Source organism: Caballeronia catudaia, assembly GCF_001544755.2.
GTDB lineage: Bacteria > Pseudomonadota > Gammaproteobacteria > Burkholderiales > Burkholderiaceae > Caballeronia > Caballeronia catudaia.
In genome coordinates, this window is sequence record NZ_FCOF02000008.1 from 185108 (window position 1) to 206619 (window position 21512).

Genomic DNA, 21512 nt, shown 5'->3' on the forward strand with positions numbered 1-21512 from the left:
CATCGACTAGACTTTCGTCATGTACAGCCGATTCGCATCGATCCTCACCGCACTGACCGCCGCCGCGCTTTTCGGCGCGACGACGCCGATCGCCAAAGCGCTCCTCGGCCCGATGCCGCCGTTCATGGTCGCGGGCCTGTTCTATCTCGGCAGCGGCATCGGGCTGGGCGCCGTGCTGCTCGGGCGCTCGTTCTGGCGCGTGCAAAGCAAAGGCATCGGCGGGCGGGAACTCGCGTGGCTCGCCGGCGCGATCGCGTTCGGCGGCATCGCCGGCCCGGCATTGCTGATGCTCGGGCTGGCGAGCACGCCCGCCGCGACGAGTTCCCTCTTGCTCAACCTCGAAGGCGTGCTGACGGCGGCGATCGCGTGGATCGTGTTTCGCGAGAACGTCGACATGCCTGTGTTCCTCGGCATGGCCGCGATCGTCGCGGGCGGCGTCGTGCTCGCGTGGGAGCCATCGGCGGCGAACGCGGGCGGCATGTCGTCGGGTGCGCTGCTGATCGCGCTCGCGTGCCTCTGCTGGGCCATCGACAACAATCTGACGCGCAAGATCGCCACCGCCGACGCAATGGTGATCGCGTGCGCGAAAGGGCTCGTCGCGGGCGCGACGAATCTCGGCATCGCGCTCGCGATGGGCGCGCCCCTGCCCGCGCCGCGCATCGCCCTCGCCGCGATGACGACGGGCTTCGGCGGCTACGGCGTGAGTCTCGTGCTATTCGTGATCGCGCTGCGCCATCTCGGGACGGCGCGCACCGGCGCGTACTTCTCGGTCGCGCCGGTGTTCGGCGTCGCGCTCTCGCTCGCGATCTGGCCGCAGGCGCCCGGCGCGGCGTTCTGGATCGCCGCCGCGCTGATGATGCTCGGCGTGTGGCTGCACGTGCGCGAGCGGCACGAACACGAGCACACGCACGAGCGGCTCGAACATACGCATCGGCATGTGCATGACGCGCATCATCGGCACGATCACGCCTTTCCCTGGTCCGTCGACGAACCGCACACGCATGCGCACGTGCATCTGCCGATCACGCACACGCACGCGCATTTCCCCGACGTGCATCACCGGCATTCGCACAAGCGCGGCTAGAACACCTTGCCCGGATTGAGCAGACCGTTCGGATCGAGGGCCGCCTTGATCGCGCGCATCGACGCGATATCGGCTTCGCGGCGCGCGAGATGCAGATAGTCGCGCTTCTTCGTGCCGATGCCGTGCTCCGCAGAGATCGATCCCTCGAACTCGCGCGTGACGTCGTAGATGACGGCATCGAGATCGTCGTGATCCTGCTTGCCGCGGCCGGGCACGTCCACGACGATGTGAATGTTGCCGTCGCCGAGATGGCCGTAGGTCATCACGATCGCATCGGGCCAGCGCGCGCGCAGACGCGCCTCGCATTGCGCGGCGGCGTCGCCGACCTGCGCGATCGAAAAGCTCACGTCGTAGGCCGCGCAGTTCGGGATGAAGCGGTCGTATTCGCCGGGCGCGTCGCGGATCGCCCAGAAATCGCGCGCGTGCGCCTCGTTCGATGCGATCGCCGCATCGCTCACGATGCCCGCTTCGAGCATGCCGCCGAGAAACTCCTCGAACGCTTCGCCGTGCCGCGCGGGATCGGTGCCGACGCTTTCGAGCAGCACGTAGAACGGGTGGGCATCGGCGAGCGGCGCGCGCAGATTCTTCAGATTGGCGATGACCGTATCGTGATAGCCCGCCCACATCACTTCGAACGCGGACACGCCCGGCGCGAGATTCGCCTGCGCGCGCGCGAGCAGCGTGGTGACGGCGGCGAAATCCGGCAGGCCGCACCAGGCGGTGGCGGTCGCGGTGGGCTTCGGGCGCAGCCGCAGCACGACGCGCGTGATGACCGCTAGCGTGCCTTCGCTGCCGATCAACAGATGCCGCAGGTCATAGCCGCTGTTGTTCTTGATCATCTTGTTCAGCCCGCCGACGATCTCGCCGCTCGCGAGCACCGCTTCGACGCCGAGCACCTGATCGCGCATCATGCCGTACTTGATGACGCGGTTGCCGCCCGCGTTCGTCGCGAGATTGCCGCCGATCGTGCAGCTTCCGCGCGCGCCGAGATCCAGCGGAAAGTAGAAGCCCGCCGCGCTCGCCGCTTCCTGAACGACTTGCAGCGGCGTGCCGGCTTCGACGGTCATGGTCGCGGAAACTTCATCGATCTCGACGATGCGATTCATGCGTTCGAGGCTCAGCGCCACTTCGCCGCCGAGCAGATTCGCACCGCCGACGAGACCTGTCAGGCCGCCTTGCGTGACGACCGGTTGTTTGTGTCCGGTGCAAATCGCAAGCGCTTGTGCAACCTCTTGCGTCGTGCGCGGGCGAATGATCGCGAGCGGCGTCGCGCCGGGCATGCCGCTCCAGTCCGCGACGCGCCTCTCGCCGAATTCGTCGGGCAGCGCCACGACCTGGGCGCCGAGCGCCTCACGCAATACCACTACTGCTTCGCTTGCCGTCATGCGTCGTCTCCGTTCGTTGTTTCGCATTGAGGTCAGATGCGATAGTTTGAACCAAAACGCGCGAGAATTATCGGCAGGATTCTTCGGGGATTACGACGATGGAACGGACCGACTTCGAAAGCGCGCTGGCTCAGCTCACCGGCGCGGCGGAACTGGTGGCGGCTGGCGCGAGCGAAGATCTGCGCGCGCAGGCGTTCGAGATGCTGGCGTTCTTTCGGCTGCATCGAGGGCGCGCGGCGGTGACATCGAACGATGAGCTATTCAAGGACACCGCGTACGCCGCGCTCACGATGGCGGGACGCAACGAATTTCTCGCAGCGGCCGCGTTGCTGGAGCAGGCGCGGGCGTTGCTGGGTAGCTAACTAGAACAGCTCCGTGTCCAGCGGCAGCAAGTTGATCCACTTCACCGCCGTGCGCCGCTCGACGCCATCGTCATGGATCGACCGTATCATCACGCGCCTGCCGCGCGCCTCTCCGAGCACTTCGACGATCCGGTTTCGATATCGTGCAAGCGAGCCGCGTAACGGCTTGCGCTTCCTGCTCTTGCGGGGAGAAACTGCGGGCATGGACGTGACAACGATTTATGACGGCCACATCATAACGATGCGCACGCTTTCCCTCAAACTTCCGACATTCTCACTGTGACCCGCCACACCATGCGTCGAATCACCGTCCGCACTTCGCCCGTTCATGGCCGGGGCGTCTTCGCTCTCGCCGACCTTCCCAAGGGGGCGCTGCTGCTCGAATACAAAGGTCAGCGCCTCTCGTGGAAGGAAGCGCAGCGCATGCACGAAAAATCGAACGCGGAGGACGGCCACACGTTCCTCTTCGGCCTCGACGACGGCAGCGTCATCGACGGCGCGCGCGGCGGCAATTCCGCGCGCTGGCTCAATCACAGTTGCGCGCCGAACTGCGAAGCGGAACAGGACGGCGAGCGCGTGTTCATCCGCGCGCTCAGGCCGATCGCGAAGGGACAGGAGTTGTTCATCGACTATTGCCTGACCGTGGAAGGCCGGCGCACCGCCGCGCTCAAGCGGCTATATGCGTGCCGATGCCTTGCGCCCGGCTGCCGTGGCACGATGTTGTCGGCAGGCAAATAGACGGATGATTTTGTTACACCTCTTACGGTGGTGAGGCCAACAAGTTACAGAGGGCTTTCGGCGGGCAGTTATACTCAGCCCCGTCTCAAAAAAACGAACAGCTCTCTATGTCGAAAAGAATCGTCTTGATCCTTGGCTTCACGGCACTCACCGCTGCGGCGTCGATGCCCGCGATGGCCGGCGATATGAACAACGCGCTTGGCGGCGCCCTCGGCGGCGTAGCGGGCGCGGCCCTCGGTGGCGCGGTGGGCGGCAGCACGGGTTCCGTCATTGGCGGCGCGGTGGGCGGCGGCGCGGGCGGCGCAGTGACGTCGAACCGCAGGGAACGCACGGGCGCGATCATCGGCGGCGCGCTCGGCGGCGGCGCCGGCACGGCGGCTGGCAATGCGATGGGCGGCCGCACCGGCGGCCTCATCGGCGCGGCGCTGGGCGGCGGCGCGGGTGCATCGCTCGGCGGCAATGTCTCGCGGTCGAACTCGTACGCGGACGACTACTCGCGTGGCCGTCGATCGGGCAAGGGGCATCACAAGCATCATCACTACGATTGAGCGACGTGGCCGACGAAGCGCATTACGCGCGCTTCGTCGGCGAAACGAACTCAGTTCTGCTGCTTGCACACCTCGTGCAGCGCATTCAACCGCCGCACCGGATCGACGACATAAGGATTGGTCTCGTCCCACGCATACCCCGCCAGCACCGCGCTGATCATGCGGCGGATCACGGGCGTCTGGTCACGCGAAAAGATGATGTCCTGAAGCTTCCCGGTGTACCAGTTCTCGACGAACGCGCGGAACGTATCGATGCCCCGGCGCAATGGCGCGTCGTAGTGCGCGTGCCAGTCAACGGTCTCGCCGTTCAAGTGCCGCTTGAGCGTCTGCACCGCGAGATGCGCCGAACGGAACGCGATCGTCACGCCTGACGAAAACACGGGATCGAGGAACTCACCCGCGTTACCGAGCAGGGCGTAGCCCGGCCCGTGCAGCCGTTCGACATTCGCCGAATATCCGCCGATATGCCGCACCGGCATCAGAAACGGCGCATCTCCGATCAGCCGGTTCAGCGTCGGCTCGCATCGGATCAGCGCACGGAGCTTCGCCTCGCGCTCTGCTTCCGGCACGTCGAGAAACGCCGCCTGCGCGACGCATCCGACCGACGAGCGCCCATTGGCCAGCGGAATCATCCAGTACCAGACATCGCCATGTTCGGGATGCACCGCGACCGTGATCTTGTTGCGATCATGCGTCTCGGGCGCAATGCCGTCGCGCACGTGCGTGAAGATCGCGGCGCGCGTCGGCAGGCGCGTCGGCGCTTCGAGGTTCAGCAAACGCGGCAGCACGCGTCCGAAGCCGCTCGCGTCGAGCACGAAGCGCGCATGCACCTGATATCGCGCGCCCGCTTCGTCGGCGACTTCGAGCACCGGCGCGTCGCCGGTTTTCATGTCGAGCACCGCATGTCCAAAACGCACTTCGGCGCCCTGCTTCGCCGCGCGGCGAATCAGCAGATCGTCGAACACTGCGCGCTCGACCTGGAATGTCGTGCCCCAGCCGTCGGAATGCTTGTCGCGAAAATCGAAGGCCGCCGCCCGCTCGCGATGGACGAACTGCGCGCCGTTCTTGTACTGGAAGCCCGCTTCCACGACGTCTTGCAGCATGCCGGCTTCTTCGAGATACGCCATGCTCTGCGGCAACAGACTTTCGCCGATCGAGAAGCGCGGAAAGTGCTGCCGTTCGAGCACGAGCACCGAGTGGCCCCCTTTTCGCAGCAGCGCCGCTGCGACCGCACCCGAGGGACCGGCTCCGATGATGGCGACATCGACAGAGACATTCATCGAACAATCCTTGTTCATTGCTATTTCTGGTGAAGGCGGTCTGGAACCGTAGGGCAAATGCGACGCTTGCATGCCGCATCAGCGATTACAATCCGGCCACCGTGTTTCAAAGATTCAATCAATACTTCTTTACCGGATTCATCGTGCAGAACACCGAATCATCCAGCGTGCCGTTCGTTTCCGAAACGAGGTTCGGCGTCTGGTTCCTGCGCACGCACACGTGGGAACACCACGTGCTGCGCGTCGCCATCAACGACCTCAAACGCCTGATCGACGGACCGTTGCCCGTTCGTCCCACCATCGTCGATGTCGGTTGCGGCCAGGGCATTTCGTTTCGGCTGCTTGCGCAAGCGTTCACGCCGCGCCGCATCGTCGGCATCGACTTTCACGAGCCTTCGCTGACGCTCGCCACGCAAGCCGCGCACGCCTGCGGGCAGGATGCTGACACAGCCGCGACGCACATCGACGTGCTGCATGGAGACTGCGCCAATCTGCCGCTGGGCGACGCATGCGCCGATATCGTCTTCTGTCATCAGACTTTCCATCATCTCGTCGAGCAGGAACGCGCGCTCGCCGAGTTCCGCCGCGTGCTCAAGCCGGGCGGCGTGCTGCTGTTCGCCGAATCGACGGACGCGTATATCAAGTCGTGGGTCATCCGCCTACTGTTTCGTCATCCGATGGATGTGCAAAAAAGCGCGGACGGCTATCTCGACATGATCCGCAACGGCGGCTTCAGTTTCGGAGCCCATAACGTATCGCTGCCCTACCTGTGGTGGAGCCGCGCGAAAGACTTCGGCCTGCTGGAGCGCGTCGGCCTCTACACGCCGAAGCCCGGCAAGCGGCGCGAGACGCTCGTCAACGTCGCGGCCGTCAAGACTATTTGACCTACAGCGCGGCGTGCATGTGAATCACGCGCCGCGCGTCCCGCTGCTTTACTTCTTCAGCGTCACCACTTCGCCTTTCAACGCCACGCCCGCGACCATCGCGCCCGCGCCGCAAGTGAATTCCGTCGCGCTTTCGCGCTCGACGTTCCGGTAGTTGCTCGTGATGTTGATGACCGCGTCGCCGCCTTCCTTGCGCACACGTTCCTGCATCTCCAGCACCGCCGACAGGAACACGTGCTGGCACGCTGCTTCATCGCTCTTGCCGAATGCGTTGGTCTTCTTGTTGGTCGCGAATTCGCCGAACGACTTCGCCACGCCCGGATGCGTCTGTCCGGCGAAATACAGCGCAATGCCTTGATCGACCTTGCCGTCCTCGCTCTTCAGCGCGGATTGGATCGAATAGTTCGCCACCGTGTCGCGCGCGAACGCGTGCGACGACAGCAAGCCCACGGCCAACGCCGCGCAGATCATCTGAAGCTTCATATTGCCGATCCTCGTAGCGGGGTTCATTCGGTGGCGAGCTGAACGACATCGCCGCGCACGGCGAGGGTCGCGCCGGTCACGCTCGAGCCACACTTGAACTCCGTCGAAGACGAGATTTCCTTGCCCTGGAAGCGCGTCGTCACGTTGACGACGGCGTTCGCGTTCTTCGTGCGCGCATAGCCGCGCAAATCCTGAAGCGCCTTGCCGAGCGCGACGTTGCACATCGGTTCCTTACTGTTCGGATCGCGCCCGACGCGCACGCGCACTTCCTTTGATTCGATCAGCGTCTTCACCTTCGCGTGCGGTTGATCGCTGAAGTACAGCGCGACGCCGTCCTTGTTCTGGTTCTGGGCTTCAGCGGGCATCGGCAGCGATTGGCTCTGTGTCGTGCATCCGGATTGCAAAATGACGATGCCGGCGACGATCCCCAGCGCGAATTTGACTTTCATTTCAGGTAACTCTCTTTCGTTAATCGATTCACGCCCGTAACTGCGCCGACGGGCAACGGTCCAGCTTTTCGAACATCAGCGCCGCGCAGCTTCCGCCGAAGCCGAACGACACCGACAGCGCGCGGCCGATGCGCGCTTCACGCGTGACCTGCACGAGCGGCATGCCATGCACGAGCGGGTCCGGCGATTCGATGCGACCCGTCCCCGCGATGAACCCGTCGCGCATCATCAGCAGCGTGTAGATCGCTTCGTGCGCGCCGCAAGCGCCGAGCGGGTGTCCCGTCATGCCCTTGGTCGACGAGAACAAAGGCACGCGCGCACCGAACACGTCGCGCAACGCGTGCAGTTCTTCCGCGTCGCCAAGCAGTGTGGACGGCGCTTGTGTGTTGATGTATTCGGGCCATCCATCAGCTTCGTCGAGCGCCATGCGCACCGCGCGCGCGATGCCGTCGCTGTGCGGCGTGACCATGCCCGCGCCATCGGTGCTCTCGCCGAAGCCCGTCAGCTCGGCGTGGATGCGCGCGCCGCGCGCGAGCGCGTGACCGAGCGATTCGAGCACCAGCACGCCCGCGCCGGAGCCGATCACAAAGCCATCGCGCGCGGTGTCGTACGGACGCGAGGCGCGCGCCGGCGTGTCGTTGAAGCCGCGCGAGAGCGCGTGCATCGCATCGAACATCAGCGTCATGTTGTCGTGCAGCGCTTCGCTGCCGCCCGCGAGCACGACCTGCTGGCGTCCCGTCTGGATGAGCTGCATCGCCTGCCCGATCGCGAGCGCGGATGTCGTACACGCCGACGAAGGCGAATACGCGACGCCCTCGACGCCGAATACCTGCACGACATTCGCCGACGCCGTGCTGCTCATCGCGCGCGGCACGGTGTACGGCGGCGTTCTGTCGATGCCGTGCGCCTCGACGACGCCAAGCGCCACGTCGTATTCCGCCATCGCGCCGACGCCGGAACCGATCACCGCGCCCGTCTTCGGCGAGCGCAGCGTGGCGTCGTCGAGCCGTGCATCGTCGATCGCTTTTTTCGCCGCGTGACACGCGAAGCGCGCCGTGTCGCCCATGAAGCGCTCCAGCTTGCGGTCAAACGGCGCTTCGCCCGCGACCGACGCAGCCGCCGCGACCTGCGAATTAAAGCCGCGCGCGCGCCACGCATCGATGCGCGTCACGCCGCTGCGGCCATCGCGCAAGGCCTGGCTCACCGTGTCGAGCGAATTGCCGAGACACGAGACGATGCCCATGCCCGTCACGACGACGCGCTGCATGACCCGCGTGCTGCTCATCGAACGCGCCGGAAAATCAGCGACGTATTGATGCCGCCGAATGCGAAGTTGTTGCTCATCACGTATTCGGCGTCGATGGCGCGCGCTTCGCCCATGATGTAGTCGAGCGGCGCGCACGCGGGATCGACTTCGGTGAGATTGAGCGTCGGCGCATACCAGTTGCGCTTCATCATCTCGATGGTCCACCATGCCTCGATCGCGCCGCACGCACCGAGCGTATGCCCGACATAGCTTTTGAGAGAACTGATCGGCATGCGCTCGCCGAAGGTCTGCGCGGTCGCGTGGCTTTCCGCGATATCGCCGCGATCCGTGGACGTTCCGTGCGCGTTCACATAGGCGATCGCTTGCGCTTCGAGCTTCGCGTCGTCCAGAGCGAGCTGCATCGCGCGCGCCATCGTGCTGGCGGTCGGCTGCGTGATATGCGCGCCGTCCGAGTTGCAGCCGAAGCCGACGATCTCCGCATGGATCGTCGCGCCGCGCGCCTTCGCGTGTTCGTACTCTTCGAGCACGAGCGTGGCCGCGCCTTCGCCGACCACGAGACCGTCGCGCTTCGCGTCGAACGGGCAGGGCGTGAGCGCTGGCTCGTCGTTGCGCGTGCTGGTCGCGTAGAGCGTGTCGAACACGGCGACCGCCGGCCCCGACAGTTCTTCCGCGCCGCCCGCGAGCATCATCGCCTGCCTGCCCGTCGCGATGGCTTCATAGGCGAAGCCGATCGCCTGGCTGCCCGACGCGCACGCCGAGGACGCCGGGATCACGCGCCCCTTCAGATCCCAGAAGAGGCTCACGTTCACGGCGGTCGTGTGCGGCATCATCTGCACGTAGCTGTTCGAGGTGACATCGGTCATCGAGCCGGTGTTGAGCATCGTGCCGAATGCGCGGATCGGCGCGACCGAGCCGGACGACGAACCGTACGCCACGCCCATGCGGCCGTCGCTGATCGACGTGTCGCCCGCGAGACCCGCATCCGCGAGCGCGAGTTCGCTCGCGCGCACCGCGTACATCGACACGAGGCCCATCGAGCGCGTCTTCTTGCGCGGCCATTCGGCGGGCTGCGCGAACGCGGGCAGCGGACAGGCGAGACGCGTATGCAGCGCTTCGAAGAAATCCCATTCGTGGATGCGGCGCACCGCATTGCGGCCCGTCTTCAGCGCGGCTTCGACATCGCTCCAGCGATCGCCCAGCGCCGTGACGCCGCCCATGCCCGTGATGACGACGCGCTTCATCAGATCATCCCGCCATTCACGCCGATCACCTGACGTGTCACATACGACGCGGCATCGGACATCAGGAAGCCGACGACGGCGGCCACTTCGCCCGGCTGGCCGACGCGGTTCATCGGCACCGTTTTCAGCGCGTGTTCGACGGGCGCATCGGCGAGCATGCCGGTTTCGATCAACCCCGGCGCGACGCAATTGGCCGTGATATTGCGCGACGCGAGCTCGACCGCGAGCGCCTTGGTCGCGCCGATCAGCCCGGCCTTCGCGGCGCTGTAGTTCACCTGCCCGCGATTGCCGATCACGCCCGACACCGACGCGATCGTCACGATGCGGCCGCCCTGCTTCGCGCGGACCATTGGCATCGTCAGCGGATGGATCACGTTGTAGAACGCGTCGAGGCCGGTTTCGATCACGATGTCCCAGTCGTCTTCGGTGAGCGCGGGAAACGCGGCATCGCGCGTCACGCCCGCGCTGCACACGATGCCGTAATACGGACCGTGCGCGGCGAGATCGGCTTCGAGCACCTCGCGGCACGCGGCGCGGTCGCGCACGTCGAACTGCACGACGCGCGCCGAACCGCCCTGCGCGGCGATACCCGCGGTCACGGCTTGCGCTTCGGCGCGGCCGGTACGGCAATGCACGGAGACGGCGAAGCCGTCGGCGGCCAGTTGATAGGCAATGGCGCGGCCGATGCCGCGGCTTGCGCCCGTTACTAAAACTCGACGGCTCATGCGCTCACACTCCCTTCGATGAACGTCTGAAAATCATGGGGCTGAAATACCTTGATGACGGCGTCGGCATATCGACGACCATCATGTTCGATGGTGCATTCGTAAGCGCCGTGGCCTTCCTCGCTGCGCAGCACCTGACGCACGCCGATGACCAGCCGCGCGCCGCACGCGAACGCGCTGGCGTGCGCGTGATAGCTGCGCGTGCCGAGCAGCACGCCGGGGCGGGCGCGTTCGCCCCCGCGCATCGCGAGCAGCGAAACGTGCGCGGCCACGCTCTGCGCCATCAGCTCGATGCCGATCCACGCGGGCATCGCGCCGCGCTCGTCCGCGTACCAGGCGTCGGCGCGCACGCTGGCGCGCGCCGTCAGCGTCTCGTCGCCGCACGACGTGACGGCGTCCACGAGCAGCATCGTGCCGCGATGAGGAATGATCGATTCGATCGGCGGAAAGACTTCGTTGCTATGCATCGTGCTGTTCGTCCTCAATCCGCGAGAATCAGGCTGACATTGCTGCCGCCGAACGCGAACGAATTGCTCATGACATGGCGCGCGCCCGCCGCGCGCGCCAGGCGGCGCTCCGTCCCGACGAGATCGAGAGCGGGCAACGCGGCGTCGGCTGCGCCGTCCCAGACATGCAGCGGCAAGGCCATGTCGTCGCGCGCGAGCGTGAGCCACGCGAAACCGAGTTCCGTCGCGCCCGCCGCACCGAGCAGATGGCCCGTGAAAGGCTTGGTGCCGCTCGCGGGCACGCCGTCCGGAAACACGCGCGCCATCAGATGCGCTTCCATTTCGTCGTTCTTGCGCGTGGCCGTCGCGTGCATGTTCACGTAGCCGATGACGCCGGGCGCAACGCCCGCATCCGCGAGCGCCGCGCGCAGCGCCATTTCGCCGCCGACGCCTTGCGGATCGGGCGCCGACACGTGATGCGCGTCGCTCGACTCGCCCACGCCGGCGAGACGCACGGCGCCTTCGTCGCGCGTCATCAGGAACACGGCCGCGCCCTCGCCGATGTTGATGCCGCTCCGGTTGCGGCTCATCGGATTGGTGCGCGTGGCGCTGACCGAATCGAGCGAGGCGAAGCCCTGCACGGTCAGCTCGCACAGCGTGTCGACGCCGCCGACGATCAGCGCATCGCACAGGTTCAGTTGCAGCAGACGGCGCGCGGCCGCGAACGCCTTCGCGCTCGACGTGCACGCGGTCGACACCGTGAACGCCGGGCCTTGCAGGTTCAGCGCGGCGGCGGCGAACGGCGCGGCCGTGCCGATTTCCATCTGCCGATAGTCGAAGCTTTGCGGCAGCGCACCCGTTTTCGTGCGATGCGCAAACGCGGCCTCCGCTGCGCCGACGCCCGACGTGCTCGTGCCGAGCACCACGCCGAGGCGCGTGGAGCCGTAACGCGCGCGCGCCGCTTCGATCTCGGGACGGATGAGTTCGAGCGCCGCGAGCAGCAGGCGGTTGTTGCGGCAAGCGAAGCGTTCGAGTGCGGCGGGCGGCGCGATGTCGAGCGGCGCGAGCACGCGGCCGACGAACGCGTCGCCGTTCTTCATCGCCATCGGGCCCATGCCCGGCGATTCCGACGCCGCCAGCGCGGACGCGATCGCATCGGCGTCGCTGCCGAGCGCGTTGATCATGCCGAGCGCATTCAGATAGACAGGCGGCGGCGTCATGCGGGTTTTCTCCCTTGGGTTGGCATGCCCATCGGCGCGAGCAGCACGGCAACGAGGATGCCGAGCGTGAGTGTGGCGCCGAAGCTCTTCAGCGCGGGCATGGCGCTCATGCCGAGCATGCCGAACGACAGCAGCGTCGTCGCTGCCGACAGCAGCACGCCCGTCCAGACCGCGCCGAGATCCGCGCCGTCGCGCAGGCAGCCTTCGCGCAGGAACACCGCGTAATTCGCGCCGACGCCGAGCACCAGCATCAGCGCGAGGCAGTTGAACAGATTGAGCGGCACGCGCGCGTAACCGAACACGGCCAGCGTCACGCCGACGGCGAGCAGCACGGGCAACGTCGTCGCGATGCCGCCGCGCAGGCGATAGCGCGCGATCATCAGCGCGAACACGAGCAGCAGCGCGCCGCCGAGCCACATGCCGCTGTCGACGCGATATTCGCCGAAGAGCTTCGACACGCCGGCCGCCTTGTCGACGAACGTGACGCCATCGGTGGCGCGCGCCGTGTCGATCAGCGCGGGCAGATTCCGCGGCGTGACGCGGCGCGGCATCACGATGGCCGCGTAGCCGCGCTGACCGTGCGCCTCCACCGCGCCGAGCCACAGATGCGCGAACGGCTTCGACCAGTTCGCCGCGAGCCAGCGCTCGACGGTCAGCGGCGGCGTGCCGCTCTGCGCGAACGCGCCGATCCACGCGTCGGCGATATCGTCGCGGAAGCCCGCTTGCAGCAGCGTCGCGCGCAAGGCGGCGGGATCGGCGAAGACGTGTTGCGCGAAGAACGCGCGGTCTTCGGCCTGACGCCGCGCCGACGGCACGAACTGCGTGACCGCGCGCCAGCCGTCCACCGTTTGCCTGCCCGGCAGCGCATCGAGCTTCGCGCCGAGCGCTTCCGCGCGTTGCAGCACGATGTCCTGCGTCGCGCCCTGCACCACGAAAAACTGCGCGGTGTTGTCGATGCCAACTGCATCGCGGACCTGATTCTCCTGCGCGACGAGCGCCGGATCGCGCTGGATCAGCAGATGGATGTCGTCGTCGCTTTGGAGCAGCAGCCAGCCCGGCGCGCAAACGACGGCGAGCACGATCGCCACGGCCCACGAACGCTTCGCGCCGATCGCGCGTTGCCAGTGGACAAGCAGCACGGCCGCGCGCGCGAAGAGACGCCGCTGCGTGGCCTTCGGCCCTTTACTGGGCGACGCGGGCAACACCGCGGGCAGCAGCCACATGACCGAAGCGAACGCGACGCAGATGCCCGTCATCGCGAAACAGGCGATCTGCTTGAGCGCGGGGAACGGCGCCCATGCGAGGATCGCATAGCCCAGCAGGCTGGTGGCGAGCGCCACGCAGAGCGCAGGACGCACCGCGCGCGCGCCCTGCTTCGCGTCCCAGTCGCGCGGCGCGCCGAGATAGACGACGAAATACTGAATCGAATAATCGACGGCCTCGCCGATCAGGCTCGCGCCGAACACGAGCGTCAGCAGATGCAGCTTGCCGAACACGGCCATCGTGACAGACAGCGCGCCGGCGATGCCGAGCGCCGTCGACAGAAAGCCGAGCAGCAAGAGACGCGGCGAGCGGAACACCCACAGCATCAGGAGCGCGATGCCGCACGCGGACGCGATGCCGATCCGATGCACCTCTTGCTCCGATGCGCGCCGCGCCGACTCCGCGTAGAACACGGCGCCCGCCCGCGCAACCGACGCATCGGGCCATGCGGAGCGTATCGACGCCTGCGCCTGAGACGCCGCCGACAGCACCGCGCGCTGCACCTGCGATTCGTACGCCGAGCCATGCAGCGTCGTGACGACGAGCACGCTGGTCGAATCGCCGCGATGCGCGACGAGCATGTTGTCTTCGAGATCCAGATTCGACGTCGCGAGCGGCAGCGCGGAGAGCCAGTGTTCGAGCCAGCCGAACGGATCGACGGCGAGCGGCGTCGCGAGCGGGCCGCGCACCGGGTTGTGGATGCGCTGCATCAGCGCGTCATGCAGCGACGCCGCGCCGACGGACGCATGCTTGAGAGCGTCGCGGTCATCGCGTGTCAGGAGGCCGAAGCGATACGGCGCGTAGAACGCACCGATTTGCGCGATATCGAACGGCGGCAATTCCGCCGTCACCGACGCGAACGCGCCGCTCTCCTTCAGCGCCGCCCCGAACTGGCGGGCGGCGGCTTTCGCGTGATCCGCGTCGCGGCTCGTCACGAGGAACACCGTGCGGTCGCCGAGCGCGCCGGCGAGCCGCTCCACGGCCTGTTCGGCGACGGGGTCCGCTTCCGTCGCGGGCAGCAGCGCGAGCAGGTTCGTCTCCAGCGGCGACGGCCCGGAAAAACGATGCACGCAATACAGCACCGCGACGAGCGCGAGCGCGACCCACGCGGCGCGGATGCGCCACAGCGATGTCGTCGTGCGTTGCCAGCGCCACGGCGTCATGGCGCGCTCAGCAAGGTGCGCTCGGCGGACGGAAGCTCATCGGCTGCTTCGCTTTTCGTGAACTCGATGCGCGTGACGTCGCCGCTGGCGAGATCGATCCGCAGGCTCTTCAGGAATGCGCCGCCCGTCATGTGCAGGCCCGCCATCGCCTGCGCGAGCTGCGGCTGGTTCGGCTTCAGATCGAGCGTCCAGTCCGACGCGGAGCCGCGTGCATCGACATCGAATTGCGAATACAGCGCGGACAGATCGCCGCCGAGCATCGCGCGCATCATCTTCGATACCTGCGCGACACCGCGCACGCCTTGCGCGCTTTTCGTGCGGACGCGGCGGCCGTTCGCATCGACCTCGGCGACGCCCGCATCGGTGATGACGTAGGTCGCCGCGTAAGGCGTGTCCACGCGCCAGATCACGCCGCGATCGCGCTGGAACACGAGCATGCCCGTGCTGACGAGCGGCTGCTTCATCGCGGAAAGCGTCTGCGTCTGCGTGAAGCGCGCGCGCACGCCCTTCATCTGCGCGAGCCGCGACGTCACTTGCGAGACGAGCGCCGGATCGGCGTTTGCGGCTTGTGCCGATGCCGAAAGAAACAGCGCTGCGGCGATCAGTGCGCGGAATATCGTCATCGCGCCCATACGCGCTCCAGCTTCTCGAACACCACCGGCGGCGACAGGAACTGCAACTCCTGCGTCGCCGCATCGACGGCGACCTGGATCGTGTAGCCCCTGGTCAGCCGCTCGCCCGTTGTGCAATCGACGAGCTCATAGCCGATCTTCAGGCGATTCTCGTATTCGAGCAGTTCCGCGCGCACTTCGATGCGCTGTCCGTAGGTCGCGGGACGCACGTACTTCAGATGCGCCTCGACGACCGGCCACAGATAGCCGGACGCCTGCATCTCGCGATAGTCGTAATCGAACGCGCGTTGCAGCGCCGAGCGCGCCGCCTCGAAATACTTCAGATAGTGGCCGTGCCAGCACACGTTCATCGCATCGACATCGTGGAACGGCACTTCGACGATCGCGCTCGCCTTCAGCGTTCGCGTTTGCAGGACGTCAGCCATGACGCGGCTCCTTTGCGTCCGCATCGACCAGCGCACATTGCGCGATGCGTGCCGTCAGCGCGCGCAGATCGCGTTCGAGCGCACGATCCTCCGCGACGAACGGCGAAACCGATGCGATCGTTGCCGCGAAGTCCCGCAGGGTCGCGGGCACGGGCGTGTCCGGAGCGAGACGCAGGCGCAGGTTCAGCGCCTGCACCGCGGCGAGCGTATGCGCGGCCGCGACTTGCTCCGTCAGTTCGAGCACGCGCAGGCAGTCGCGCGCGGCGATCGTGCCCATGCTGACCTTGTCCTGGTTGTGCGCTTCCGTCGAGCGCGAGAACACGCTCGCGGGCATCGTGTGCTTGAGCGCCTCGGCGGTCCACGCGGACGCCGAAATCTGCACTGCCTTGAAACCGTGATTGATCGGCGCGCGCGCGGGCGTCGCGCCCGTCAGATTGCGCGGCAGGCCGTTGTTGAACTTGTCGTCGACGATCAGCGCGAGCTGGCGATCCATCAAGTCCGCGAGATTGGCGACGGCCGTCTTGAGCGCGTCCATCGCGAACGCGATATGGCCGCCGTAGAAGTTGCCGCCGTGCAGCACACGCTCGGCGTCCGGGTCGATCAGCGGATTGTCGTTCGCGCTGTTCAGTTCGTTTTCGATGTCGCGGCGCATCCACGTGAGCGCGTCCACCGTCACGCCGATCACGTGCGGCGCGCAGCGAATCGAATAGCGGTCCTGCAGCCGATGTCCCGGCGTGTCGTCGCGGCCCGCGAGATCGTCGCGGATCCAGGCGGCGGCTTCGGCCTGGCCCGCGTGCGGCTTCACCGCGAAGATCGTCGCGTCGAAATGCGCGGCGCGGCCATCGAGCGCCAGCGTCGAGAGCGCCGTGAGGCGCGCGGCGAGACGCGTCAGATGACGCGCGCGCGCGAACGCGAGACACGCGAGGCCGGTCATCACCGCCGTGCCGTTCATCAGCGCGAGTCCTTCCTTCGGCGCGAGCGTGAGCGGGCTCACGCCGAGCGCCGACCACACGCCGGCGGCATCGCGCAGCGTCCCGCCGAACATCACGTCGCGCTCGCCGACGAGCGCCGCCGCCACGTAGGACAACGGCGTCAGATCGCCGCTCGCGCCGACCGAGCCTTCCGACGGAATGCGCGGCAACACGCGATGATTGATCAGGTCCGCGAGCCGTTCGAGCAGCACGAGACGCACGCCGGAAAATCCGTACGCCAGCGAGTTCAGACGCGCGGCGATGACGGCGAGCGTCGCTTCGTCGTCGAGATACGCGCCCATGCCGCAGCCGTGATAGCGCGTGAGTTGCAGCGGCAGCGCTTCGACGAGCGCCATCGGCACATCGACGACGCACGCGTCGCCGTAGCCGGTGTTCACGCCGTACACGGTCTTGCCCGCCGCGAGATGGCGGCGCAGGAAGTCCGCGCCGCGCCCGATGCGCGCGCGCCAGGCGGCGTCGCGATTCAGCGCGACCGGCGCGCGCTTCGTCGCGATCGACACAACTTCTTCGATCGTCACGCGCCGGCCGCCGAATGTCACGGTCCGTGCGCGAGTTGAGTCGATCAGATCATGCTCGGACATCGTTTCCTCCGGACGCTGCGGCGTCCGTCGTCGATTTGCCGGGACGCGTCCAGAAATCGAAAAAATTGAACCATTGATAAGGCGCCTTGCGGCAATAGTGTTCGAGACGCGACGCATAGCGCTGCGCCCACGCCGCGATGTGCTGCGCGCGTTCGCGGCGCGGCAAGGCGATGCGTTCCGCGAACGGCTCGAAATACAGCCGATGGCGGGCGTCGCGTTCCTTCAGGCAGAAGAACAGGTACACGGGGCAGCCGAGCGCATGCGCGAGCACATACGGCCCTTGCGCGAACGGCGCGGTCGCACCGAGGAAGCGCGCGTGCGTCGTGCGGCCCGATTCGCGCGCCGGCACACGGTCGCCGACGATCACGAGCAACTCGCCCGCGTCGATGCGCGCCTTCATCATCATCGCCGTCTCGGGGCCGAAATCGCTCACCGGGACGAGGTGTCTGGCGAAGTCGCCATGCGCCGACGACAGCACGCTGTTGAAGCGCTTCGCGTGCTCCGTGTAGACGATGGCCGTCACTTTCGCGCGGCCGTTGCGCACCGCGAGCGCGCGCGTCATTTCGAGGTTGCCGAGATGCGCGCCGATCACGAGCGCGCCGCGTCCGCTTGCGACGAGCGCTTCGAACGCGGCGGGATCGTCGAACACGACATCGCTTTCACCGATGCGGCCCGACCACGCGGCCAGCTTGTCGAGCCCCGACTGCGCGAACGCGAGCATCTGCCGGTACGCGGAACGCCAGCCGGGGCGCGGCGTGCGCTCACCCGCTGCGGCATCTTCGAGATGCGCAAAATAGCGATGCGAAGCGGCGCGCGCGGCGCGTCCCGTCAGCAGGAAATAGCCGACGATCGGATGCAGCCAAAGCCCCGTGAAGCGCAGCCCGAACAGACGGCAACTGAGCGCGAGAAGCGCCATGCCGACCCGGCTGCCGCGTTCCGCGACGCGCCACCAGCCTGTGTCCGCGCCCGCTGCGGCGCACGTCCTGCGCGGCATCGCCTTGTGCGCGAGCAGCATCGGCAGACGCAGCAGCATGCCGCACACGAGGCGCGTGTGGCTCGCGCTGATGCGCACGTTGTCCCACAGCACGTCGAAGTGCGACACGCCATCCGTCGCGTAGGTGACGCGCGTCGGCACGGTGCGGAAGGCGAGCCGCCGCCAGTGCAGGCGCACGAGAATTTCGATGTCGAAGTCCATGCGCGTGCCGATTCGCACGCTGTCGATGAGCGCGCAGACCGCGTCGAGCGGATACAGGCGAAAGCCGCACATCGAATCGCGGATCGTGAACGACAGCGTTTCGATCCACACCCACACATGCGTCGCATAGCGGCCGTAGAGACGCGACTTCGGCACGCTTTCGTCGTAGACGGGGCGACCGAGAATCACCGCGCCCGGCTCGGCGCGCGCCGCCGCGAGAAAGCGCGGCACGTCGTTCGCGTCGTGCTGCCCGTCGGCGTCGATCTGCAACGCGTGCGTGTAATCCGCGCGGCGCGCCGCGCGCAATCCCGCCATCACGGCTGCGCCCTTGCCGCCATTGACGGGCAGGCGCAGCAGCGTCATCTGCTCGCGATACTGCGCGGCGAGCGCCGCGAGGACCGCCTGCGTGGCCTCGTCGCTGCCGTCATCGACGACGAACATCGGCAGGCCATGCACGGCGAGACGCGCGAGCGTGCCGCCGATCGCGTCCTTGTGGTTGTAGATCGGAATGACGATGCACGTACGCAGGTTCGCGCCGCTCATGCGCGCTCCCGATAGACCACCACGCCCGACGCGCACTCGCGCCCGTTCAGGCGATACGCGAACTGCACGCGGCGGCGCGCGGCGTCGTGCGCGAGCCGCAAGTCGAGCACCGCGCCGGGCGGCACGGGCGCCATGAACTTGAGACGATCGACCGATGCCGTGTCGCGCGCGCCCGCGACGTGCTCCGCCGCGAGACGGATCGCCCAGTCGACCTGCACGACGCCGGGCAAAATCGGCAGATTCGGGAAATGCCCGTTGAAGTGCGCAAGCGTGGGCGGCACGCGCAACTCGTAGCGGAGGCTCTCGCCGTCGCGCGCTTCAGAGAGCACTTCGAAACCTTCGGCGCGGGCGCCGAACGCCGCCGCGACCGCCGCGACGGGCAGCTTGCCGCGCGCATCGAACGGCAGCGCGATGCGAAAGCGCCAGCGGCGCGGCAGCAGCACGACATCGAAATAGGCGGCGAGATGACGGCGCAGCGCTTTCGCCAGCGCGAGGCGGCCTTCGTCGCGCAGCGCCGCGCTGCCGGCATCGCTCAGTGCGACGACGGCGCCCGCGCGCTCGCGCGACGCACCCGCGAGCGGCACGACGCACGCCTGCGCCACATACGGATGCAGCGCGAGCCGCGCTTCCATTTCGGGCAGCGACAGGCGCTTGCCGTCGAGCTTGATCACGCGGTCGAGGCGGCCTTGCAGGCGAAAGCGGCCGTCGTCGTCGAGGAGGATCGCGTCGTCGGTCCGATGCCAGTCGTCGTGGCCCAGATGCGGCGAGCGCACTTCGAGCGCGCCGTCATCCGCGCGGCGCACGTCGACGCCGGCGAGCGGCCGCCATGCCGACGTCGCGCTCTGTCTGCGCCACGCGATGCCGCCGGTTTCCGTGCTGCCGTAGATTTCGACGGGCGCATCGCCGAACACGCTCGCGTAGTCGCGCGCCGGGTCCGCCGCGAGCGGTCCGCCCGATGAAAAGAACACGCGCGGCGCGGGCGTCAAATCGGTGAAACCGGCGAGCGCGGGCCAGCGAACGAGTTGCGCCGGCGACGACACCATCGCGGTCGCGCCGCCATGCGCGATGCGCGAGCGCAGCTGCTGCGGATCGGCGCACAGCACGCGATCGAACGCGCGGCCGGCGGCGAGCGGCCACAGCACGCGGAACAGCAGCCCATAGATATGGCGATGCGGGACGCTCGATAGCATCGTCGCGTCGCCGACGAGCGCCCCCCACTCGCGTTCGAGCGTGCGCACTTCGGCGTCGAACTGCGCGAGCGTCTTGTGGATCGGCTTCGGACTGCCGCTGCTGCCCGACGTGTAGAGCGTGAGCGGCGCGTGCGGGTCGATCGGCAGCGGCGGCACGGCGCTTCGGATTGCCTGCGTCGCACTCAGCGCGCGGACGTCGTCGTCCGTCAGCATGGCGTCGTACGCGTGGTCGAGACCGTCGAGATAGCCGGGCGCGGAACTCGCGGGAATCACCGGCTCCTTGCCGCATGCGAACAGCGCGAAGAGCGCGCAGGCGAAGTCGAACGGATCGTCGATGCACAACGCATAGCGGCGATCGTTCTGCTCGCGCAGCCACCACGCGAGCGCCGCCGTGCGTGCGCGGAACGCCGCGTGCGTGATGACGGCGTGCGTGGTCCCGGCGCCGCCGTCGCGGCAAACGGGCGTCAGCGCGGCGCGCGGCGCGCACAGCACATCGTGCAGCGCGATCATGCCGCCCCCGCACGCCGCGCGCGCGGCAGGATCACGAGATAGCGCCAGACGATCTCGCCCGCGATCAACACGCCGACGAGCCCGTACGAGATCGCGCCGTTATACAGCGACCAGGCCTCGCGCGGCCAATACAGCGCGGTGTACAGCGAGAACAGGCCGTTCGCGGCAAAGAACCCGCACCAGATCCGCGTGACGCGGCGCGTGTGGCGCACGGCGGGCTCGCTCAGATCGGGCGTGCCGATGCGCGCGAACTTTTCGATCATCGACGGGCCGCGCACGAGCGTCGCGCCGAACGCGATCAGCAAGCCGAGGTTCACGAGCGACGGATAGATATGCAGCAGGCGTTCGCTGTCGGTCCACACGATCGCGGCGGACGCGGCGCTCAGCATGAACGCCACGGCCCAGTCGACGCGCGAGAGCCTGCGCAGCGACACGCTCACCACACCCGTGCCGATGCAGCGTTGCAGCCAGATCAACGCGAACAGCAGGCAGCCGGCATAGCGCGGGGCGTTCCAGACCCACGCCCCGAGAATGACCGCGGGATAGGCGAGCTTGAGCGCCGCGTTCAGCGCGAAGCCGAAGCGGCCGCGCGCGTGCGCAGCGGCCGACTGCGTGCCGGGCGTGTCGGGCGACTGCGCGATCGGCGCTGGCATCATTCCTGTTCGACGAGCAGCGATTGGACGGCGGCGACCACGTCCGCGACCGTGCGCACCGACCTGAACTCTTCCGGCTTGATGCGGCGGCCCGTCATCTCCTGCAGTTTGATGGCGAGATCGACGGCGTCGATGCTGTCCAGATCGAGCTCTTCGTACAGGTGCGCTTCGGGCGTCACGCGCTCCGGCTCGATCGCGAAGTTCTCGTGAAAGATGGCGCGGATGCGCTCAAGGATTTCGTTCTCGGTCACGC

General features: G+C 67.4%; 23 protein-coding genes. 6 read left to right on the forward strand and 17 right to left on the reverse strand.

All coding sequences use genetic code 11. The features are described from left to right. Nucleotides 1-19 precede the first annotated feature (19 nt). Nucleotides 20-1084 carry a DMT family transporter gene (locus AWB75_RS11640; RefSeq protein WP_061124228.1) on the forward strand — a complete coding sequence of 355 codons (1065 nt, stop codon included), beginning with the start codon at nt 20-22 and terminating at the stop codon, nt 1082-1084. On the opposite strand, the gene AWB75_RS11645 is transcribed toward AWB75_RS11640, so the two are convergent. Then, entirely contained in the window at nt 1081-2469 is a 1389-nt protein-coding gene (locus AWB75_RS11645) for an FAD-binding oxidoreductase (protein ID WP_061124229.1), read from the reverse strand. The two genes, AWB75_RS11640 and AWB75_RS11645, sit on opposite strands and share 4 nt — an antisense overlap. A 98-nt stretch (nt 2470-2567) precedes the next feature. On the opposite strand from AWB75_RS11645, the gene AWB75_RS11650 reads away from it, so the two are divergent. The 4 genes from AWB75_RS11650 (at nt 2568) to AWB75_RS11665 (ending at nt 4117) form a co-directional block, all read left to right on the forward strand. Next, complete coding sequence (locus AWB75_RS11650) at nt 2568-2831, forward strand: hypothetical protein (protein ID WP_061124230.1); 264 nt, start codon at nt 2568-2570, stop codon at nt 2829-2831. A gap of 13 nt (nt 2832-2844) precedes the next feature. Then, nucleotides 2845-3114, forward strand: a complete 270-nt coding sequence (locus AWB75_RS37690) for a hypothetical protein (protein ID WP_159462779.1) — start codon at nt 2845-2847, stop codon at nt 3112-3114. An 11-nt stretch (nt 3115-3125) separates the two neighbouring features. Then, on the forward strand, nt 3126-3569 hold the full coding sequence (locus AWB75_RS11660; RefSeq protein WP_061124232.1) for an SET domain-containing protein: 444 nt from the start codon (nt 3126-3128) through the stop codon (nt 3567-3569). A 107-nt stretch (nt 3570-3676) separates the two neighbouring features. Continuing rightward, a complete protein-coding gene (locus tag AWB75_RS11665) occupies nt 3677-4117 on the forward strand; it encodes a hypothetical protein (protein WP_061124233.1) in 441 nt (146 codons plus the stop codon). 50 nt (nt 4118-4167) lie between these two features. Here the strand turns inward: AWB75_RS11665 and AWB75_RS11670 are convergent, their stop codons facing one another. Then, entirely contained in the window at nt 4168-5415 is a 1248-nt protein-coding gene (locus AWB75_RS11670) for an NAD(P)/FAD-dependent oxidoreductase (protein WP_061124234.1), read from the reverse strand. Nucleotides 5416-5540: 125 nt separating this feature from the next. Between AWB75_RS11670 and AWB75_RS11675 the strand changes: the two genes are divergently transcribed. After that, a complete protein-coding gene (locus tag AWB75_RS11675) occupies nt 5541-6281 on the forward strand; it encodes a class I SAM-dependent methyltransferase (protein ID WP_061124313.1) in 741 nt (246 codons plus the stop codon). Nucleotides 6282-6329: 48 nt separating this feature from the next. Here AWB75_RS11675 and AWB75_RS11680 read toward each other — a convergent pair whose 3' ends face one another. Genes AWB75_RS11680 through AWB75_RS11750 form a run of 15 tightly spaced genes read right to left on the reverse strand, consistent with a single transcriptional unit; the run spans nt 6330 to nt 21510 of the window. Further along, nucleotides 6330-6764: a hypothetical protein gene (locus AWB75_RS11680; protein ID WP_061124235.1), complete on the reverse strand. Its 435-nt coding sequence runs from the start codon at nt 6762-6764 to the stop codon at nt 6330-6332. Nucleotides 6765-6787: 23 nt separating this feature from the next. Then, nucleotides 6788-7213 carry a hypothetical protein gene (locus AWB75_RS11685; RefSeq protein ID WP_061124236.1) on the reverse strand — a complete coding sequence of 142 codons (426 nt, stop codon included), beginning with the start codon at nt 7211-7213 and terminating at the stop codon, nt 6788-6790. A gap of 28 nt (nt 7214-7241) precedes the next feature. Then, nucleotides 7242-8498: a beta-ketoacyl-[acyl-carrier-protein] synthase family protein gene (locus AWB75_RS11690; RefSeq protein ID WP_061124237.1), complete on the reverse strand. Its 1257-nt coding sequence runs from the start codon at nt 8496-8498 to the stop codon at nt 7242-7244. After that, a complete protein-coding gene (locus tag AWB75_RS11695) occupies nt 8495-9721 on the reverse strand; it encodes a beta-ketoacyl-ACP synthase (RefSeq protein WP_061124238.1) in 1227 nt (408 codons plus the stop codon). Before AWB75_RS11695 ends, AWB75_RS11690 begins: the two co-directional genes overlap by 4 nt. Beyond that, nucleotides 9721-10446 (reverse strand): 3-ketoacyl-ACP reductase FabG2, encoded by a 726-nt coding sequence (locus AWB75_RS11700; RefSeq protein ID WP_061124239.1) that lies wholly within the window; start codon nt 10444-10446, stop codon nt 9721-9723. The genes AWB75_RS11695 and AWB75_RS11700 overlap by 1 nt, the downstream gene beginning before the upstream one ends. After that, on the reverse strand, nt 10443-10913 hold the full coding sequence (locus AWB75_RS11705) for a hotdog family protein (RefSeq protein ID WP_061124240.1): 471 nt from the start codon (nt 10911-10913) through the stop codon (nt 10443-10445). Before AWB75_RS11705 ends, AWB75_RS11700 begins: the two co-directional genes overlap by 4 nt. A 14-nt stretch (nt 10914-10927) precedes the next feature. Next, nucleotides 10928-12112, reverse strand: a complete 1185-nt coding sequence (locus AWB75_RS11710; RefSeq protein WP_061124241.1) for a beta-ketoacyl-[acyl-carrier-protein] synthase family protein — start codon at nt 12110-12112, stop codon at nt 10928-10930. After that, a complete protein-coding gene (locus AWB75_RS11715; protein WP_061124242.1) occupies nt 12109-14538 on the reverse strand; it encodes an MMPL family transporter in 2430 nt (809 codons plus the stop codon). Before AWB75_RS11715 ends, AWB75_RS11710 begins: the two co-directional genes overlap by 4 nt. Continuing rightward, nucleotides 14535-15170 (reverse strand): LolA family protein, encoded by a 636-nt coding sequence (locus tag AWB75_RS11720; RefSeq protein WP_061124243.1) that lies wholly within the window; start codon nt 15168-15170, stop codon nt 14535-14537. The genes AWB75_RS11715 and AWB75_RS11720 overlap by 4 nt, the downstream gene beginning before the upstream one ends. Then, nucleotides 15158-15595: an acyl-CoA thioesterase gene (locus AWB75_RS11725; RefSeq protein ID WP_061124244.1), complete on the reverse strand. Its 438-nt coding sequence runs from the start codon at nt 15593-15595 to the stop codon at nt 15158-15160. The genes AWB75_RS11720 and AWB75_RS11725 overlap by 13 nt, the downstream gene beginning before the upstream one ends. Next, on the reverse strand, nt 15588-17168 hold the full coding sequence (locus AWB75_RS11730; protein WP_061124245.1) for an HAL/PAL/TAL family ammonia-lyase: 1581 nt from the start codon (nt 17166-17168) through the stop codon (nt 15588-15590). Before AWB75_RS11730 ends, AWB75_RS11725 begins: the two co-directional genes overlap by 8 nt. Further along, nucleotides 17155-18906, reverse strand: a complete 1752-nt coding sequence (locus tag AWB75_RS11735) for a glycosyltransferase family 2 protein (RefSeq protein ID WP_061124246.1) — start codon at nt 18904-18906, stop codon at nt 17155-17157. Before AWB75_RS11735 ends, AWB75_RS11730 begins: the two co-directional genes overlap by 14 nt. After that, nucleotides 18903-20606 (reverse strand): AMP-binding protein, encoded by a 1704-nt coding sequence (locus AWB75_RS11740; RefSeq protein ID WP_061124247.1) that lies wholly within the window; start codon nt 20604-20606, stop codon nt 18903-18905. Before AWB75_RS11740 ends, AWB75_RS11735 begins: the two co-directional genes overlap by 4 nt. Continuing rightward, on the reverse strand, nt 20603-21262 hold the full coding sequence (locus AWB75_RS11745) for a COG4648 family protein (RefSeq protein WP_087086581.1): 660 nt from the start codon (nt 21260-21262) through the stop codon (nt 20603-20605). Before AWB75_RS11745 ends, AWB75_RS11740 begins: the two co-directional genes overlap by 4 nt. Beyond that, entirely contained in the window at nt 21259-21510 is a 252-nt protein-coding gene (locus AWB75_RS11750; RefSeq protein WP_200822965.1) for an acyl carrier protein, read from the reverse strand. The genes AWB75_RS11745 and AWB75_RS11750 overlap by 4 nt, the downstream gene beginning before the upstream one ends. Nucleotides 21511-21512: the final 2 nt, after the last annotated feature.

Bases quoted from the DNA above. Each gene is read 5' to 3' on its own strand.
- AWB75_RS11735 (WP_061124246.1), bottom strand. From the start codon at position 18,906: ATGAGCGGCGCGAACCTGCGTACGTGCATCGTCATTCCGATCTACAAC.
- AWB75_RS11645 (WP_061124229.1), bottom strand. From the start codon at position 2,469: ATGACGGCAAGCGAAGCAGTAGTGGTATTGCGTGAGGCGCTCGGCGCC.
- AWB75_RS11670 (WP_061124234.1), bottom strand. From the start codon at position 5,415: ATGAACAAGGATTGTTCGATGAATGTCTCTGTCGATGTCGCCATCATC.
- AWB75_RS11720 (WP_061124243.1), bottom strand. From the start codon at position 15,170: ATGGGCGCGATGACGATATTCCGCGCACTGATCGCCGCAGCGCTGTTT.
- AWB75_RS11650 (WP_061124230.1), top strand. From the start codon at position 2,568: ATGGAACGGACCGACTTCGAAAGCGCGCTGGCTCAGCTCACCGGCGCG.
- AWB75_RS11725 (WP_061124244.1), bottom strand. From the start codon at position 15,595: ATGGCTGACGTCCTGCAAACGCGAACGCTGAAGGCGAGCGCGATCGTC.
- AWB75_RS11695 (WP_061124238.1), bottom strand. From the start codon at position 9,721: ATGAAGCGCGTCGTCATCACGGGCATGGGCGGCGTCACGGCGCTGGGC.
- AWB75_RS11705 (WP_061124240.1), bottom strand. From the start codon at position 10,913: ATGCATAGCAACGAAGTCTTTCCGCCGATCGAATCGATCATTCCTCAT.
- AWB75_RS11715 (WP_061124242.1), bottom strand. From the start codon at position 14,538: ATGACGCCGTGGCGCTGGCAACGCACGACGACATCGCTGTGGCGCATC.
- AWB75_RS11700 (WP_061124239.1), bottom strand. From the start codon at position 10,446: ATGAGCCGTCGAGTTTTAGTAACGGGCGCAAGCCGCGGCATCGGCCGC.
- AWB75_RS11660 (WP_061124232.1), top strand. From the start codon at position 3,126: ATGCGTCGAATCACCGTCCGCACTTCGCCCGTTCATGGCCGGGGCGTC.
- AWB75_RS11745 (WP_087086581.1), bottom strand. From the start codon at position 21,262: ATGATGCCAGCGCCGATCGCGCAGTCGCCCGACACGCCCGGCACGCAG.
- AWB75_RS11710 (WP_061124241.1), bottom strand. From the start codon at position 12,112: ATGACGCCGCCGCCTGTCTATCTGAATGCGCTCGGCATGATCAACGCG.
- AWB75_RS11730 (WP_061124245.1), bottom strand. From the start codon at position 17,168: ATGTCCGAGCATGATCTGATCGACTCAACTCGCGCACGGACCGTGACA.
- AWB75_RS11665 (WP_061124233.1), top strand. From the start codon at position 3,677: ATGTCGAAAAGAATCGTCTTGATCCTTGGCTTCACGGCACTCACCGCT.
- AWB75_RS11690 (WP_061124237.1), bottom strand. From the start codon at position 8,498: ATGAGCAGCACGCGGGTCATGCAGCGCGTCGTCGTGACGGGCATGGGC.
- AWB75_RS11680 (WP_061124235.1), bottom strand. From the start codon at position 6,764: ATGAAGCTTCAGATGATCTGCGCGGCGTTGGCCGTGGGCTTGCTGTCG.
- AWB75_RS11685 (WP_061124236.1), bottom strand. From the start codon at position 7,213: ATGAAAGTCAAATTCGCGCTGGGGATCGTCGCCGGCATCGTCATTTTG.
- AWB75_RS11740 (WP_061124247.1), bottom strand. From the start codon at position 20,606: ATGATCGCGCTGCACGATGTGCTGTGCGCGCCGCGCGCCGCGCTGACG.
- AWB75_RS11640 (WP_061124228.1), top strand. From the start codon at position 20: ATGTACAGCCGATTCGCATCGATCCTCACCGCACTGACCGCCGCCGCG.